This is a genomic window from Bacillus sp. KH172YL63 (genome assembly GCF_011398925.1).
Lineage (GTDB): Bacteria > Bacillota > Bacilli > Bacillales > Bacillaceae_B > Rossellomorea.
Window position 1 is genome coordinate 2,568,085 of sequence record NZ_AP022842.1, and the last position, 17,476, is coordinate 2,585,560.

General features: G+C 44.7%; 14 protein-coding genes and 1 other RNA gene. 5 read left to right on the plus strand and 10 right to left on the minus strand.

Features of this window, described 5'->3' with window-relative positions; all coding sequences use genetic code 11:
• Positions 1 to 6 precede the first annotated feature (6 nt).
• From KH172YL63_RS13135 to KH172YL63_RS13145, 3 genes are all read right to left on the minus strand, one after another.
• Positions 7 to 3,618, minus strand: a complete 3,612-nt coding sequence (locus KH172YL63_RS13135) for a dynamin family protein (protein WP_173106529.1) — start codon at positions 3,616 to 3,618, stop codon at positions 7 to 9.
• A 440-nt stretch (positions 3,619 to 4,058) separates the two neighbouring features.
• Entirely contained in the window at positions 4,059 to 4,622 is a 564-nt protein-coding gene (locus KH172YL63_RS13140) for an isoprenylcysteine carboxyl methyltransferase family protein (RefSeq protein ID WP_173108173.1), read from the minus strand.
• Between the two features lie 3 nt (positions 4,623 to 4,625).
• Positions 4,626 to 5,696, minus strand: coding sequence for a type III polyketide synthase (locus tag KH172YL63_RS13145; RefSeq protein ID WP_173106530.1), 1,071 nt, complete (start codon positions 5,694 to 5,696; stop codon positions 4,626 to 4,628).
• A gap of 181 nt (positions 5,697 to 5,877) precedes the next feature.
• On the opposite strand from KH172YL63_RS13145, the gene KH172YL63_RS13150 reads away from it, so the two are divergent.
• Complete coding sequence (locus KH172YL63_RS13150) at positions 5,878 to 6,330, plus strand: chemotaxis protein CheX (protein ID WP_173106531.1); 453 nt, start codon at positions 5,878 to 5,880, stop codon at positions 6,328 to 6,330.
• 149 nt (positions 6,331 to 6,479) lie between these two features.
• On the opposite strand, the gene KH172YL63_RS13155 is transcribed toward KH172YL63_RS13150, so the two are convergent.
• Together KH172YL63_RS13155 and KH172YL63_RS21755 are read right to left on the minus strand one after the other, a co-directional pair.
• Complete coding sequence (locus tag KH172YL63_RS13155) at positions 6,480 to 7,250, minus strand: SDR family NAD(P)-dependent oxidoreductase (RefSeq protein ID WP_173106532.1); 771 nt, start codon at positions 7,248 to 7,250, stop codon at positions 6,480 to 6,482.
• Between the two features lie 72 nt (positions 7,251 to 7,322).
• Positions 7,323 to 7,457 carry a hypothetical protein gene (locus KH172YL63_RS21755; protein ID WP_269475153.1) on the minus strand — a complete coding sequence of 45 codons (135 nt, stop codon included), beginning with the start codon at positions 7,455 to 7,457 and terminating at the stop codon, positions 7,323 to 7,325.
• 207 nt (positions 7,458 to 7,664) lie between these two features.
• Between KH172YL63_RS21755 and KH172YL63_RS13160 the strand changes: the two genes are divergently transcribed.
• The 4 genes from KH172YL63_RS13160 to KH172YL63_RS13175 all read left to right on the plus strand — a co-directional run bounded on the left by KH172YL63_RS13160 (position 7,665) and on the right by KH172YL63_RS13175 (position 11,303).
• A complete protein-coding gene (locus KH172YL63_RS13160; protein WP_173106533.1) occupies positions 7,665 to 7,814 on the plus strand; it encodes a cytochrome c oxidase subunit 2A in 150 nt (49 codons plus the stop codon).
• 18 nt (positions 7,815 to 7,832) lie between these two features.
• Entirely contained in the window at positions 7,833 to 8,309 is a 477-nt protein-coding gene (locus KH172YL63_RS13165; RefSeq protein WP_173106534.1) for a cytochrome c oxidase subunit II, read from the plus strand.
• A complete protein-coding gene (locus tag KH172YL63_RS13170; RefSeq protein WP_173106535.1) occupies positions 8,310 to 9,956 on the plus strand; it encodes a b(o/a)3-type cytochrome-c oxidase subunit 1 in 1,647 nt (548 codons plus the stop codon). It abuts the gene before it with no gap.
• Between the two features lie 708 nt (positions 9,957 to 10,664).
• Positions 10,665 to 11,303, plus strand: coding sequence for a hypothetical protein (locus KH172YL63_RS13175; RefSeq protein WP_173106536.1), 639 nt, complete (start codon positions 10,665 to 10,667; stop codon positions 11,301 to 11,303).
• 96 nt (positions 11,304 to 11,399) lie between these two features.
• Here KH172YL63_RS13175 and KH172YL63_RS13180 read toward each other — a convergent pair whose 3' ends face one another.
• The 5 genes from KH172YL63_RS13180 to rnpB all read right to left on the minus strand — a co-directional run bounded on the left by KH172YL63_RS13180 (position 11,400) and on the right by rnpB (position 17,429).
• Positions 11,400 to 12,914 (minus strand): carboxypeptidase M32, encoded by a 1,515-nt coding sequence (locus KH172YL63_RS13180; protein ID WP_173106537.1) that lies wholly within the window; start codon positions 12,912 to 12,914, stop codon positions 11,400 to 11,402.
• A 490-nt stretch (positions 12,915 to 13,404) separates the two neighbouring features.
• Positions 13,405 to 15,330: an ATP-dependent DNA helicase gene (locus KH172YL63_RS13185; RefSeq protein ID WP_173106538.1), complete on the minus strand. Its 1,926-nt coding sequence runs from the start codon at positions 15,328 to 15,330 to the stop codon at positions 13,405 to 13,407.
• A gap of 158 nt (positions 15,331 to 15,488) precedes the next feature.
• On the minus strand, positions 15,489 to 15,662 hold the full coding sequence (locus KH172YL63_RS13190; RefSeq protein ID WP_173106539.1) for a hypothetical protein: 174 nt from the start codon (positions 15,660 to 15,662) through the stop codon (positions 15,489 to 15,491).
• A gap of 88 nt (positions 15,663 to 15,750) precedes the next feature.
• A complete protein-coding gene (locus KH172YL63_RS13195; RefSeq protein ID WP_173106540.1) occupies positions 15,751 to 16,890 on the minus strand; it encodes a THUMP domain-containing class I SAM-dependent RNA methyltransferase in 1,140 nt (379 codons plus the stop codon).
• A gap of 153 nt (positions 16,891 to 17,043) precedes the next feature.
• An RNA gene (gene rnpB / locus KH172YL63_RS13200) (RNase P RNA component class B) lies at positions 17,044 to 17,429 on the minus strand.
• Between the last annotated feature and the right edge of the window lie 47 nt (positions 17,430 to 17,476).

Below are 17,476 nucleotides of genomic sequence, written 5' to 3' on the forward strand. Positions count from 1 at the left end.
CTCCTTTTACACAGAATGCTTTTCCAATAAGTCCAGATCCCGTTGCAATGCATCCAGGTCCTGAACAGTTTCCAGCACATCCAAGTGGGACTGGATCTGCTCCATCACTTGACTGTTCACTTCCTTATGGATGGCATTGAATTCCTCTTTCAAATAGGTTGCCCCCCATTCAGAAAGGCGCGTCTGTTCTGTTGTTAAATAGCTGTCGGCAGGCGTTTGCAGGCGTGATTCCAATTGATCCTGAATGATTTTCTTTCCACCCTTTTCAAAAAACTGTTTCGGATTTTTGAATGAGGAGAATGCATCTTCAAATGATGTCGGATCCGCTTGTTTGAATGCATGTTCAAATTCAATGGTATGTTCATACTGTGTTTCCTGTGGAGACAGGACAAGGCCCTTTTCCACCTCTTGTATTTTCCCTTCAAGCACCGTCCAGTGGGCACTTAATTGTTTTTCAATGAACTGCTGGATGCGGAGGGATGTAGCCCGCATTTCCTGTGCAAGATCGAAGCCGATACTGTCCAGAAATTCCTTCAGTCCCTCTCTGATCGCCTGAGAGTGATTGGCGTACTGCAAAAACAATCCTGAGTGAAAGGCTTCCTTATAGAAGTCTGATACCCTGAAAAACACTCGCTGCTTAACATAATGGACAAGCTCTTTGGATTCCTGCATCATTTCAATGGTAAGAGGCTCGACAGACTGGCTGTCGACAAGCTGCTGAATTTCCTTCGCCGCCTGTTTAAGCTGTTGGCTTCGTTCCTGTTTATAGTCCTGATCGCTTGATGCATGGCTAACATATTCCCGAAAACGATGGAATCCTCTTTCAAGTTCATTCTGTGCAGATTCCACGCTCATGCTCACTAACTCATTCTCGATGAAAGCGTTGAATTCCTGCTTGAACCCTTCCATTCCAGACTGCTTTGAACCGGCTTCTTTCAGGGCCTGCAAGGAAGAGACCCCGAAGATCCTTGGAAACCTGATGCCGTATTGTATCAACTGGTTTTCCACATAATCGATGACATCATTCTTTTCTTCCTCATCACGAGCAAGGTCGATGGCATTGACGATGAAGAACATTTTATCAAGTTCGAATGTATCCTTCACACGTCCCAATTGGATGAGGAATTCACGATCGGCCTTGGCAAAGGCATGATTGTAATAGGTGACAAACAGTATGGCGTCAGCATTCTTGATATATTCAAACGCAACTCCCGTATGCCTTGCATTAATCGAATCAGCCCCTGGTGTATCAACCAGGGTGATTCCCTGCCTTGTGATTGGGCAGTCGTAATAAAGATCGATGGATTCGACGAAGCAGGCTTTCGTTTCATCGGCAACAAACCCCCGATATTCATCCAGGTTCGCTTCCACCTTTTGTCCCAGCCTTCCCTTGAACAAAGGATAGCCCTTTAGGAAAGCCTGAAGGAAAGAAAGATGGACGTTTTCTTTCCCGCTTCCTTCACTCGACAGGGCCGGGATGATATCCATCGCTTCATCAAGTGAAGCAGCCGTTCGGTCAAAGAACGTCAGGGAATGGCTGATATCCTGAATCAACTGCTCATGCGTCTTGATTTGGACATGTGCCGTCTCATGTTTTCCTTCCTCTGATACAGGCTTGATCCGGTTGATAGAGGCAGTAGTCGGGTTCGGGCTGACAGGGAGGACTTTCTTCCCTAAAAGTGCGTTTGCGAATGAAGATTTCCCTGCACTGAAAGCACCGAATAAAGCAATCGTGAATGATTGATTGGACAGTCGCGTCTTCTTACCTGCCAGGTGATCGGCGATTTTTGAAAATCCTTTATATTTTCTGAACACATCGGTCATGACATCAAGACGCTGGGTCACCTCTTCAATAGAAGATTCATTTTGCTCCTTCTCCTGGTGATGCCTTTTCGGAGCTTTCGTTTTTTCTTCTTTAGGCTGGCTTGAATCGGATTGTGATGCAACTGTGTAAGTTTCTTCTCTTTCCTTCCATCGTTCTTTCCATTTTTGAATGATGATCTCAGCCTGTTTCGAATCGATTTGGATTGCTCTCATCCGTTTGATTTGCGTGTCCTTTTCATGAGACATGGCGTCCCATTCATAAATGACGGCGGTCTTCTCCTGCAGCAAATGGAGTTCTTTTAGAGCAGCCTCCTTCTCCCTGGCAGAAGATGTTTCCAACTCTATCAGGAGTCGTTGGATTCTTTCATTGGAGTCGTTCCTCGCCCTTTTTTTCAATGCTTCTGAAAGGTCTTCGCAATATTGCAGGACATAATCACTTGTGACCCCTGCCCCCGGCTTGATCAAATCAGTCAGGAACACTTCATCGATCGCAAGTGTCAATCGATCCCATTCAGCGGAATCGCCTGCCCCATATGCTTTCACCATGTCTTTTCCTAATGTTTTTAAATGCCATTCCAGCTGGGATTCAATCCGGCTATTGATTTCTTCTTTGAACTTCTCCAGTCGTTCAGCTCTTTCATCTTCGGTCTTTTGCTTTGAAAAGAGGAAGCCCACTTTAAAATCTTTTTGTCTGCTTTCCAAAAAGGCTTTCGCCATTTCCCTCGTTTCAAAAGGCATGAGATATGCATTCTTGAGGACTTCCTTTCGCTTCTCCTCAAACTGTTCTTTAACCGATGAGACATCCTTTTTTGACACTTCATCCATCAGCTTTTTCTCAGATGATAGAAGGCCCTCTTTGTTCTTCCATTCATGCTCGCTTAGGACGTCCCTGGCTTTTCGTTCGATTTTCTCCAGTTCTTCCTCATACCATCTTTCGTGTTCGGACTTCAATTGAGAAATGGCCGATTGTGCCGATTCTTCAATCAAACCGCTTTTCTTATCCACCTGTTCTCCAATCAGCTTCTGAAATTTCACCAGGTTATTGTGAGGATGGCGTGGATCCCTTAAGCTAGTGAAGAACGTGCCGTCGGGAACAACACCCCATGATGCGAATGATGAACTGACACTTTCTTTGAAATCACGGAAGCTTAATTCTTCTTCCTGATGCTTATCAATCATATTCACGATCAAATACAGCTTCACCCCATGGCGGACCATTTCTTTCGTGAATTCGAAGTTCACCTGAGACTGCACGTGATTGTAATCCATGACGTAAAAGACAGCGTCGGCCAGATGGATTGCAGACTCAGTGGACAGTCTGTGGGCATCATCAGTGCTGTCGACACCGGGTGTATCAAGAATCGAGATCCCTTCAGGCACCTCACTCCTACTCCGTCCGATCTCAACTGAATAAACGTCTTCCCCGTTTTTACAATACTCTTTAACCGTTGAGAAATCGTATGGTGCCTGAAAGTAAAGGGGTTCCGAGTCATGATAGTGAATCTTCGCAAAGTCCACATTGGCACGGTGCACTTTCACCAGATTCGCACTAGTCGGGATGGGGCTTGATGGCAGAATTTCCTCTCCCATTAAATGATTGATCATCGTTGACTTCCCTGCGGAGAAGTGTCCGCAGAAAGCGAGAATCAATTCATCATTGAACAATTTCTCGGCCAGCCTTTCAACCTTGTCAGCCCGTTCACCGTCTCCATTTTGACTGAAAAGCTCGTAATAAGCTGCAAGCTCTTCCATTCTTTTATGTAAATGTATGCTTTTTTGTTTTATGCCACTCATTTCATTCCGTTCCTTTCTGTTGTTCAGAAAATGATAACGTTTTTATTTTATCGCATTTATCGCAATTTCTCTATGAATACATCTATCTTTCAGCTGATACCAGTATATGCCCCGATCCAGTTTTGGGAAAATGGTAAAATAAAAGCCCCCTTCAGATTGAAGGAGGCCGAAAATTTATTGTACTGTTTCAGTTGGAATCAAGTTTGAATGGCTAAAAGGTTTTGCACTGGTCCGATATGTTGATATTTCCCCATTGTGTGCCTGATCTTTCATTACATTAGATAAAACAAACTTCATGACGAAGCCATATGCTACTACAGTGATCAATATCAAAAACCATACCATTTGTGTCCCCACCCTTTTATTTAAGTATAACTGAGAATAATTTTCATCTTCAATTAGAATCTTATCAAAAACGATAATCATTTTCAATAAGAAAATTATTTTTCTTTTTTCATGAGTGATCCCCACCCTTTTGTTTGGATGTGAACCTCCCCGTAATCTGTTTCATTCCGTAAAGCTTTCTCCTCCAGGGGAATGCGTACCGAGAGGATGAGCTGATTGAGCAGTGCGAAAATGAACATCGTCCAATACGCATTGAAAAGTAAGGGAACAATGATCAGTTCGATCGTTACAATCAAATAGTTTGGATGTTTCAAGTATTTATATGGACCCTTATTGACAGACTCAGCATTCGGCAGCACGATGATTTTTGTATTCCAATACTTCCCTAAAGAAGTGATCACCCATATCCGCATGATCTGGGTGATCAAGAATGCGCACAGCAGGAATGGCCAATAGCTGTTGACCCCCGATTCCTTTATACCGCCTTCAATCAACAAAGAGATGAAAAAGGCTACATGGATCGCGACCATCAATTTATAATGGGCCTGTCCATATTCTTTCGCTCCCTGCCTTATCATCCATTTCTCATTTGATTTCGCTATCACAACTTCCACAATCCGTTGAATGATCAACACTGAAAAGAACAGAAAGAAATACAGCACTCATTCCCACCTCATCAATAATAATTCCGAACTGAACCCGGGACCAAGCGCGGTCCCCAAACCAATATCCCCCCGTGAACAGCCCTTATCCATAAATTCTTTCAGCACATAAAGTATCGTCGCAGAAGACATATTTCCATATTCCTTTAACACTTTCAAAGCTTCTGACGTCATCGATTCGTCCATGCCAAGCGCTTCCCGGTATGCTTCAATCACTTTCTTTCCTCCAGGATGGGCAACAAAATGATTGATGCCCCCAAGCTTTACACCATGTTGGTCCAGGAATCCCTCAACATTGGGACGGAGCCAATTCTTCACAAGCGCAGGGATGTCTTTTGAAAACACCACATATAGCCCATTGTCCTTTACTTCCCACCCCATGACATCCAATGAATCCTCCAGAAGCGTTGATTGGGTGGCGATGATCGCTGGCAACGGCTGTGAAACTCCCTCCAGTACAGTACTGTCATCTCCACATACGACTGCACAGGCTACACCATCAGCAAAAAGCGATGTCCCGATCAAGTTACTCTTAGACCGGTCCCCATGCTGAAATGTCAGAGAACACAGCTCTATGGAAAGGACCAGCACAGTCGCCTCAGGAAATGCCAGACAGTATTCATATGCCCGGGCAAGTCCGCCTGCTCCCCCTGCGCACCCCAATCCCCAAAGCGGGATCCGCTTGATATGAGGAGAAAATGGCAGGGAATTCATGATCCTTGCTTCAATGCTCGGGGTGGATATCCCAGATGATGAGATCGTGATGATGGCATCAATGTCATTCATCGTGAGCCTGTGTTCTGTAAGGGTTTTTCTGATCACCCTGCTCCCCAGATCCACAGCATGACATATGTATGCGTCATTCTTTTCCCTGAAAGAATGTTCTTTCGAAAACCATTGAAGATCATTAACGAAATACCGGCTTTCTATCTCTCCATTTTGAAACACATTGATAAGCCGGCCGATATCCTTGAAGCTTGACGAAAACAGCTGTTTGGCAAATTCCGAAGCTTCTTTCTGGGTGATTTTCACCGGAGGTACTTCTTTTTCAACAGACAGGATTTTCGGCATATCCTTTCACTCCCTGCACTTCCAAGTAAGGATAGTATTTCCAGAAACACAATCATTATGTACACAGCAGAGATTTTCCCTCACCATCAAGCCCTTGAAAATGAAAACAATTCCAAATAATCATTCTTTCCGACCAGGTAATATGGTATGATAAAAATGACAAAATACTGGAGGATTCGACATGATTTTAACAAAAAGTGTCACCGATATACTAAATAGTTCAGTACAGGCAATCAAAAGTGTCATCCCTATGAATATTGATGTGAAGCAGCCCTCTTTGTTGACGGAACCTTTCAGCCAACATAAGATTGGCGTGCTCATCGGATTTACCGGTGGTGTACGCGGCAGGATGATCGTAGATGGAGAAGAGGAATCCTTTCAGGCACTGGGCGCATCCATGTTCGGAATGCCGCTTGAAGGGGAAATGCTCGAGTCGTTCGCCGGGGAGTTGGGTAATATGATCGCTGGTAATCTTGCCACATTACTCGCCCAGGCAGGACATTCACTTGACATTACCCCGCCGACCGTCATTGTCGGCCAGTCCAAGATGTATGGATTTGACAAAGCTTTGAAACTTCCTATTACGATTGAAAATGTCGGAGACTTTTTAGTGATATTGATGATTGAAATATAATAGAAGAGTTGTGGTCGCACCACGGGCAAGCCAGTGCTGACGCCATTGAATTAGTAGAGTTGCTGACTGATGTCACATCTTACCCACTCCAATCAACAGCAAAAACCGGCTCCATTCGACGAATGGAGCCGGTTTTTTAGTTTCTATCTTCAAAAGCCGTTGATTGTCATGCCGCCATCAACGAACAGCGTCTGTCCGGTGATATAATCCGATGCATCGGTAGAAAGGAACACCGCCGGTCCCACCAGTTCTTGAAGTTCTCCGATCCTTTTCAGCGGAGTGACTGAGAGAATATCGTTGACATACTCCTCGTCCTCAAGCAGCTTCTTCGTCAAAGGGGTCCTGAAATACCAGGGTCCGATGCTGTTGACATTGATTTGATATTGTCCCCATTCCAACGCGAGCACTTTTGTCATCTGGATCATCGCAGCTTTGGTCGATGCGTATACGACTCCGGTCCGGAGGGCAACGTGTCCTGCCACAGACGCAATATTGATGATTTTACCCTTTCCATTCTCTTTCATATGCTTTCCGACTTCCTGGCTCATCATGAAGGCGGATTTTAAATTGGTATCCATGATTACCTGCCACTCTTCCTCCGTTACGTCCAGTGCAGCAGAGCGAATATTCATACCTGCGTTGTTTATCAAGATATCGATGGATCTTCCTTGAGCTTCTATGTATGGGACTACATGACTGATCTCCTGCTTTGACGTCACGTCTGTCTGAAGGACATATGCCTTCCTTCCCATTCCTTCGATGATTTCAGCCGTTTCTTCAAGGTCTGTTTTCGTCCTGGATAACAGGACAACATCAGCCCCCGCTTCTGCCAATCCGATACTGATTGCCCGTCCAATTCCACGGCCGGCACCGGTTACAATCGCTAATTTGTCCTGTAATGAAAATGATGGAATAAACATGTTTTATCACCCTATTTTTTAGAATCTTCTATATATTATCACAACCACCACTCAACCCCAACTCTGTTCACTTCACTGGCTGCCTTTTTTCCCGTCTTGATGATGAACTTGAATGTGGATCTTTGCTTCTACCGGCAGTTCGCATGTCGGACAGGTCAAGCGCTGGGAAAAGATCTGGCAGCACCGTTTGCAGTAATACTTCTCCATCTTGTCTCCCCCTCTATTCGTTCATTCCTATACGGTATGCTTCACCTCTCTGCAAATGAACCGGCTGAAAGGCCCATTTCTTTCACTTCACATTTATTTCACAAATTCACCCTTCAGGTGTGACATTTATCACAGATTGTGATGCACCAGGGCGGTTACGATAGAAGCATAAATACAATCATCCAATTGATGGAAGGAATGAGATGAATGGGAAAACCGGAATTACAGAATAAAACGGTCGTCAAACTGGAGGATTCCAAATCGCTGAAGGGCACCCTGACTTCCGTTTTATTATTAGGCGGATTTTTGGTCCTTACATGGTTAGGCGTGTTTCTACTATTTTTAGATCGTTTTTAATTCAAAGGAGTGAATCATATGCACATGCATCGTTATGAAAAATGGTGGTTAACGTTAGGAACAGGGTCTCTTATATTATTTTTAATCATTCTCGGTATAAGCGCTTTTCATCAAGGTCATCAGCCTCCAAGCGCTAAAGCCTATATCAACCCAGAACACGTGGATAACATCGCTCCTTTTGACGAACCAGGTTTAAAGAAGGTCGAAGGGAAGGATTGGGATTATGAGCTGGTATTGGTCGCTTCTGCTTTTCTTTACACACCCGGGGAGATTGAAGTTCCCAAAGGATCGACGTTGAAGGTGATCGCCACGACGAAAGATGTCGTCCACGGCTTTGAAGTGGCTGGCACAAATATCAACATGATGCTTGAACCAGGATTTATCAGTGAATACACCACAACCCTTGATAAGACTGGGGAATTTCTTGTTGTGTGTAATGAATATTGCGGAGTGGGACATCACTCCATGAAATCGATGATTAAGGTGGTGGACTAAATGAAATCGTTCGTAAAAATTGACAAAAAAGATGCCCTTCTCGCAATGACCCATATTTATGTCGGCTTCATCGCACTCGCACTCGGTGGACTGGCAGGGTTATTACAAGTATTGGTGAGATCAGGAAGATTCACCCTTCCAGCAGGGATCGGATACTATCAGGTATTGACGGTTCACGGCGTATTGCTTGGGCTCGTCCTCACAACCTTTTTCATTCTCGGATTCCAGCATGCTGCCATCTCACGTACGTCCGGCACCTATTCACCGAAAGCCCGCCTGATGGGGTGGCTTGGATTCTGGGTGATGCTTATCGGTACCACTATGGCGGCCGTCATGATTCTCCTCAATGAGGCAACTGTCCTTTATACATTTTATGCACCACTCCAGGCTCATTGGATCTTCTACCTCGGTTTGACGTTCGTCGTGGTCGGCAGCTGGCTCGGCGGGGCTGGAATGATCATGAAATATGTCAGCTGGCGGAAAGAAAATCCAGGACAACCGAGTCCACTGCTTACATTCATGGCAATCATCAACACCGTGTTATGGATCGTTGCTACAATCGGTGTCGCAGGAACAGTATTATTCCAGCTCCTCCCCTGGTCTCTTGGACTTGTGGATCGTGTTGACGTTCTGGTCAGCAGGACTCTATTCTGGTACTTCGGTCACCCGCTCGTATATTTCTGGCTGCTTCCCGCTTATATGGCATGGTATGTTATCATCCCTAAAGTCATTGGCGGTAAAATCTTTTCCGATTCACTGGCACGGTTATCGTTTATACTTTTCCTCCTTTTCTCAATCCCTGTCGGTTTTCACCATCAGCTGGTTGAGCCGGGAATTGACGCATACTGGAAATTTCTGCAGGTTGTCCTGACATTCATGGTGGTGATCCCTTCCCTGATGACCGCATTCTCACTGTTTGCCACCTTCGAAATGTACGGACGTTCAAAAGGCGCTACGGGATTATTCGGTTGGTTCAAAAAACTGCCATGGGGAGACGCCCGTTTTACCGTTCCATTTATCGGTATGGTCGCTTTCATCCCAGCCGGAGCAGGTGGATTGGTCAATGCATCCAATCAGATGAATCAGGTTGTCCATAATACGATCTGGGTGACAGGTCACTTCCACCTGACACTTGCCACCTCCGTCGTGCTTACGTTCTTCGGTATCTCCTATTGGCTCGTGCCTCATTTAACAGGCCGGGTCTTAACGAAGGCGATGAACAAATTGGCCATCGTGCAAGCGATCGTATGGGCTGTCGGCATGGGCATCATGTCCGGAGCGATGCACGCAGCCGGTTTACTCGGCGCTCCGAGACGTTCATCTTATTCAACCTACGGAGACGCTCCACAGGCACTTGACTGGATCCCTTACCAGGTCGCCCAGGCAGTCGGCGGAACAATCCTCTTTATGGGGATCATCCTGGTCCTATACATCTTTATCAATCTTGCATTCTTCGCACCAAAAGGAAACGAAGAATTCCCGATTGGAGAACAGGCAGAAACTGCTGAAAAAACGCCTATGATATTTGAAAACTGGAGAATTTGGTTAACGGTTGTAGCAGCACTCATCCTCGTCGCCTACTCCGTCCCGTTCATCGACATGATCCAAAACGCCCCACCAGCATCAAAAGGATATCGGATGTGGTAAGAAAAGCGGAGGCGGCTTGGTTAGACCCGACAAGCATAAGGAGAACCAACCGGAAAGGCGCACTTTGCCTTTTTGGTTGGTTCTCCTTATGACCTCGAGGGGCTAGCCGCCGGAGCTGGACAATCGAAAAGCGGAGGCGGCTTGGTCAGACCCGACAAGCATAAGGCGAACCAACCGGAAAGGCGCACTTTGCCTTTTTGGTTGGTTTGACTTATGACCTCGAGGGGCTAGCCGCCGGAGCTGGACAATTGAAAAGCGGAAGGGGCTCGCCCTGGGGCGACAAGCATAAGACGAGTCAGCTGGAAAGGCGGTCTTTGCCTTTTTGGGTGACTTGGCTTATGACCTCGAGCCCCAAGCACCTGGAGCTGGACAAATTAAAAAGCGGAGGCGGCTTGGTCTAAACCAAACATATGAAATGTAACCCTAAAAGGTGTCAGTTGCCTTTTGGGGTTATATTTATGTATTTCTCTGTCACTTGAGTACTATATTCGCACCCATGCAGTCTCGGATATGATCCCAAGAGACTCCTCCACCCCCTTCTACTCTTTTCACCTTATAAAATCCAGAACCATCCAATATTTTACATAATGAATAATATAGGATAATATGAAACTGCCTTTAGATACTTTTCCCCATCAAAAACGAAGCTGGGGAAATGATAGGCTACCAAGTAAACAAAGAATAGTAATAAAATGAGAGTGGGGTTATATGAGGAAACTACATAACATAATTCATTACAGTGTTGCTCTAATATTGTTCGTTTCTTTTTTCGCGGGATGTTCAAATGAGCAGAACAAAGACGCAGCGTTACATACTTCAACAGAAGATTCCGCACCGATTTCAGAGGCCAATACTGAATCAGAAACTTCAACAGAGTCGGAACGAACCACTTTAGAATCCTCCAGCGATCATCCTGGTGAAAGTAGCAGCAAAAGTGAAAGTTCACCTTCTACAGAACACCACCAAACAAGTGGAGAAGAAAGTTTATCAGAAGACGGTACAGACAATCAGATTGGAAAAGAAAAAAACAATAACAACAAAAGTGATGTTCAAATGAAAGAAAATCACTCTGACAGTCAAACTGTTGCACTCAATAATGATCTTCGTACGGATACCCCTACAGAAACACAGGATAAAGCAGTTTCTATAGTGAAAGACTATTTGCGCAGTAAAGATGAATTAATTGAAGATAAAGATCACTTTGTCGGTTACGATGGGCAGATAAACGATTACGTTATCATTAGGTATTCCACTCTATTTTCAGGGCGGTCTGCTACCATTGGACGTTACGGAGTAAACATACATACATGGAATATAGCAACAGACCCTGGTATCTTATTTCCGTAACGACTCCATTCCTGAGCATGACCAGAATACTTATCAAAAAGAGGCAGCCCTCATCAAAAGGCTGCCTCTTTTTCTATTATTAGTCGTCTATTTATCTTAATTCAACCCATACACCTTTGAATACTTCTCATTCAGATAATCAGCCAGGTACTGGGCATTCAGGCCTTCTCCCGTTACTTCCCTGATAATGTCCAATGGCTTTTTCAATTTGCCCCATTGATGTACGTTTTCCGTCATCCATTCACGGATCGGTGCAAGCTCGCCCTTCTCCAGCAGCTCTTCGAATTCAGGAATATCTTTTAACATGGCGCGCTTGAACTGGGCAGCGTACATGTAGCCTAATGCGTAAGACGGGAAGTAACCAAAGCTTCCTCCTGCCCAATGGACATCCTGAAGCACTCCTTCACCGTCATGAGATGGGCGGACGCCAAGATATTCTTCATACTTCTCGTTCCAGATTTTTGGCAGGTCCTTCACTTCGATCTCATCATTAAACAAGCCTTTTTCAATTTCATAGCGGATGATGATATGTAATGCATACGTCAGTTCATCCGCTTCAATACGGATTAATGAAGGTTTCGATTCATTGATTGCCCGGTAAAAATCGTCAAGCCCTACCGAATCGAATTGCCCTGTAGCGTACTCTTTCAGCAGTGAAAAGTTTTGTTTCCAGAAAGAATGATCTCTTCCAACGAAATTCTCATAGAAGAGCGATTGAGATTCGTGGATTCCCATAGACGTACCGGTACAAAGCGGCGTGCCGACCAATTCTTTAGAGATATTCTGTTCATAAAGGGCATGACCGCCTTCATGGATGGTACCGAACACCGCCGTTCTCCAATCCTTCTCGTCATATTTCGTCGTCACCCTCACGTCCCCCGGATTTAATCCGATTGCAAATGGATGGACCGTCTCATCCAACCTTCCAGAGTTGAAATCATATCCCATTTGCTCGAGGATTTTCAAACTGAACTCCTTTTGCTTATCTTTCGGGAAATGTTCAAACAGGAACCCGGTTTCCGGCTTGTTCGCAGATTCAGAGATTTTCTGGACGAGTGGGACGATTTGCTCTCGAAGATCCCCAAACACTTTGTCCAGCACTTCCACTGTTACACCAGGCTCATACATGTCGAGAAGCGTATCATATTTGTTATCTTCATAGCCCCAGTAATCAATGAAGCGTTTCGTGAACGCGACAAGCTTTTCAAGATAAGGCTGAAACATGGAGAAGTCAGATTTATCCTTCGCTTCTTCCCAGATTCCTTCAGCTTTTGATTGCAATACAACATATTCCCTGTACTCGGATGCAGGGATTTTTTTATTTCGCTCATACTCTTTCTGACACTCTTCCAGCAGTTTTTGCGTCATTTCATCCAATTGATCCATCTCTGGGGAAAGTTTCGCCAGATAAGCGGCCATTTCACTCGAAGTGGACATTTCAAATAGCTCTGATGAAAGCATGCCAATGACTTCAGACCGCTGTTCCACGCCATTTTTCGGAGCACCTGTCCGTAAATCCCAGAACATCAATCCAAGCGCTTCGTTGTATGCAGACATCTTTTTCACATAATCAAGAAAACGTTCTTTTGTTTCTATCGTCGTTTCTTTCATTGATAAAGCCCCCTTTTCTAACATCCTATCTATTTTATCATATTTTTCTGGAAACTTGGGCTGTGAATGAGTGAATTGATAGAGGGGATTCTTCGGGAAAAGGTTTCTGAGAGGGTATTTGGGGCGTCTTTGTCTGGAATTTCCTGATGGATTGTGGGGATTAGGGCGTATAAGTCTGACGCCGCCTGATATTTGGACGGTTTTATATCTGATTTCATCCCGTTCCGGGCGCTTATTATCGACTTTGATGCATATATTGTCGACTTCTGGCCTTTTATTATCGACTTTACAGATATATTATCGACTTCGGCCAACTTATTATCGACTTTACGGATATATTATCAACTTCACTTTGATTGTGACCCACCCCACATAAATGTCCTGCTTCACCTTACTTGTGATCAACTCCACACGCACGGCCCCCTTCACCTCACCAATCCCCCCAAATAACAAAAAAACCGCCCATTCCATTCCAGGCGGTTTTTCCATACTATACGTTCAACACTTCAATCCCCACTGGTAAAATAAATTCCACCAATTCCCTGTTTGAAGCTTCTTCTGCATCCATCAGGACGTGGATGCTTCCGTAGTCTTCGCTAGTCCGGATGAGGCGTCCGATTCCTTGACGCAGGCGCAGGATCATGTACGGGATGTCGACTTCATTGATTGAGTCGGCAGCATGATTTCTCTTGGCATCAAATACTGGATCCTTCGGAGGGAACGGCAGGGAGTAGATGATCACCTGGGTGAGTGATTCACCAGGCACGTCAAGCCCTTCCCATAAGTGATAAGAACATAATACAGTCGACGTTTCCTGCTGAAACTGTTCTACTGTATCACTGATTTCCCTGTCACCTTCGTAGATCACTTGCCAGTCTTGACTGCCTTGCTGCAATTGATAAGTTCTGAAGTTCTCCATCTCTTCTTTCGATGAGAAGAGAATCAATGATTTTCCTTGATTGTTCTTCAGCTGGTCGAATGCATAGATATTTTTCTCATCTGTTCCTATGTCCAGTGACGGGATATACGCCTTCATCATTTCTTCGTATTCATATGGTGACGCCACTGAGAACTTCTCATAATTTCCGATTCCAAGTGACTTGGATACGTAAGAGAAATCTTGATTATAAGACAGTGTGGCAGAAGAAAAGATGAATGGAACCTTCTGAGAAAATACGTGGTCCCTCAAGATTTCTTCAACTAATCTCGGCATGACCACAAAGGTGTGTTCTTCATCGGAAGTTTCGAGCCAATAGATCCCTTTTTCATCTTCCAGGAAGAGTTTCAATGAATATTGAATTTGTTCCAGATATTCTTCCACTACTTTTAGCAGATAATCATCCATGACATACATTTCCGATTCGAATACAAGCTCATTCAACAGATGCTCGATTTTCTCGGTAAGTGCACGTCCCCGCTGCAAAATTGCCTCTGAGCGGGTAATATACTGGCGGAGAGAGCCTTCTTCTGCTCTCGCTTCTTTTTCGAGCAGCTCGAACCACTTTTCATTTTCAAGCATAATGTCTTCAATCGTATATAATGTTTCCTCTCTCATATCCGAGGAAGAAAGTTTTTCTAATAGACTTTCCAGCGTTTCCATTCTCATTCGGTAGGTCATCGCTTTTTGGGAAGCAAACTCCAATAAATGTCCTTCGTCAAATACAACCGAGCTTGCTTCAGGCAAGAGCGGAAGTTGCCCTTCACGTTTTCTGGAATCTTTCGTCCAAATATGTTCCATGTAGAAATCGTGGGAACAAATGATTAGATCAGCGGCATTCCTGTAATGTTCACGGTGAAGCGTCAAGCCGCAGCGATGTCGATACGCACACGACATGCAGTCCTGCAGGGAATCCCACCCTACGTTATTCCATTCTTCGTCTGAAAGACCGGCATACTCCTTCCGGTCACCGTAATGACTGAAGCTATTCATAGAGGAGGTATCATGGACAAATCCGGGAAGTTCCTCCCACATGTCATGATAAACATCATGTTGAGAAAGGTTTTCTTCTAATTTTTTGATGCAGAGATATTGCTCCCTGGATTTCGCGAGCCGGACATCTATGTTTAGATCCAGTGCACTTTCAAGCTTTTGGATGTCCCCTTCTTTTTTTACGATCTGCTCAATGAGCGTTTCGTCTGCACAGGCGATGATCGCAGGTTTCCCCGTATACCGTGCATAAGAGAGTGCATATAGGAGATAAACCAGCGTTTTCCCTGTTCCCACTCCCGCTTCTGCAAACATGACCTGCTTATTTTTATAAGCCTGGTTAAGCTGAAAGGCCATGAAGACCTGTTCATCCCGCAGGTCGAAGCCTTTTTCAGGCAAAATATCATAAAAGACATCCCCGACCCAATCAGATAATGCTTCATAAAAGGATTGTTCCTTTGATAATTCAAATGGTAATTTCCGTCTCATGTGGACCTCCTACGTATAACACAATATTTCTAATTTACTAGAATTCTATCCGGTTGAAAAGGTAGAAAGAATAAAGTTCCGTAAAATGATGGCGAAAGAAAAGAGACGATCCATACAAACCCACCTGTATGGATGTCCCTGGTCTCCCTGAAATGCATTCAGTCATATATTCTCTTTTTGTTCAGCAGTTCGTATTGAAAGGCCTGATCAAGATTTTTTGTTGCTTCATGCAGCTGCTGTTGGACAGAATCCCACTCCTCGCCCGAAATAGATGACATAGAGCTTTGCAGCGCCTGATAGATTCTTTGATATTCACTTATAGAATGGTCCATCCCATTCACTCCCCTGAAAATGATAGAACTATTATACGCAGGAAGTGAGAGGGTTATTCTGACCTACTATTATTTTTTTAATGGAAACTTATCCTTTTCTCGGCGGACGTGGTCCAAAGAACTGATAATAATCGGTCCTGATGAAGCCGTTGAATAACTTTCGCTTCTTGGTAGCTTGCTTTCCATAACATTGTTCAAAGTTTTCATGGGAGGTCATCATGTATACGGACCATGTATCAAGCTTTTCAAAAGCTTTCCCCATTTCCTGATACATCTTCTCCACCTCTTTGCGTTCACCGAGACGCTCTCCATAAGGAGGGTTTCCGACGATGATGCCGTATTGAAGTTCAGAAGTGAAATCCCTCACCTGCATCTGCTTGAATTTCACCAGGTCTCCAAGTCCTGCTTCAATTGCGTTTTCCTTGGACACTTCAATCATTCTGTGGTCAATGTCGGTACCCAGTATTTCAAGGGGTTGGTCATAGTTAGCCAGGTCTTCCGCTTCCATCCTCGTCTTTTCCCATACATCACCTGACATCATCGGCCAGTTTTCAGATAGGAACTCCCTGTTGAATCCAGGGGCAATATTTTGCCCGATGAGCGCTGCTTCAATCGGGATCGTGCCTGATCCGCAGAATGGGTCTACAAACGGTCTGTCCGGGTTCCAAGTCGTTAATTGGATCAGTGCTGCTGCGAGAGTTTCCTTCAGGGGAGCCTCACCTTGACCGATTCTGTATCCTCTTTTATGGAGACCTTGTCCACTCGTATCCAGGGTGATGCTTGCCACATCTTTGTGGATCGCCACTTCGATCTTAAACAGCGGTCCTGTCTCTTCCAGCCATGATGTACGTTTGTACGCGGTACGCAGCCGTTCGACGATTGCTTTTTTGACGATGGCCTGGCAGTCAGGAACACTGTAAAGCTTCGATTTCACCGATTTCCCTTGCACCGGGAATTCTGCATCGACGGGAAGGAAATTTTCCCACGGCAGTTTCTTAGTATTTTCAAATAGTTCATCAAAGGAGTAGGCTTTAAAGTCGCCGACCAGGATCTTGACCCGATCCGCTGTACGCAGCCACATGTTTGCGCGTGCAATCGCCGTTTCGTCCCCTTTGAATATGACTTTCCCGTTTTCGACCTGACATTCATACCCCAGGTCTTTCACTTCTTTCGCAACGATTGATTCTAAACCCATCGCCGCTGTTGCAATCAATGTATATGTACCCATATTTGTCACCCCGTTAGAAAGTATCTCTATTCCATTAGTATAGTCCTGTTTTCCATAAAATAAAAAGGACTGATACAAAAGAGCAGTGTATTACCTGCATGTATCAGTCACTTGCATTATTCAATCAGTCATTGCTCTTAACCTGTAATAGTGTTCTGTAAGCCATGTTTTGTTCCGTCGTACTGCATGCGACTATTCGTCTCGTACTCAGGCGGTAATCATCTATCTACAAAGGAAATTCCTTTGTCCCTTTCTTCGTTCAATTCCTCCGAAAGGATTCCCCTACCTAATTTTGGGTTTCTCGCTCGTGGGGTTTACCTCGTTCCACTCCTGTCATTTCTAACAGGACTTCGTCACTGTGGCACTTTCAAAGTAGTCACACCATATCCGTGAAGGACTTAGGTGTTTTCCCTGCCGTCAGCTCAGGTTGAGCTGCCCTAGCTTATGAATTGGCTAGGCACGAACACTACGTGCATCTCAGCACCGTGCGAGCATGGACTTTCCTCTACAACGAAACGTTGCAGCGATTACCCAAACACTATAAAGGATCAGCAATAACTAATTATACTTTATTCCAATCAATAAA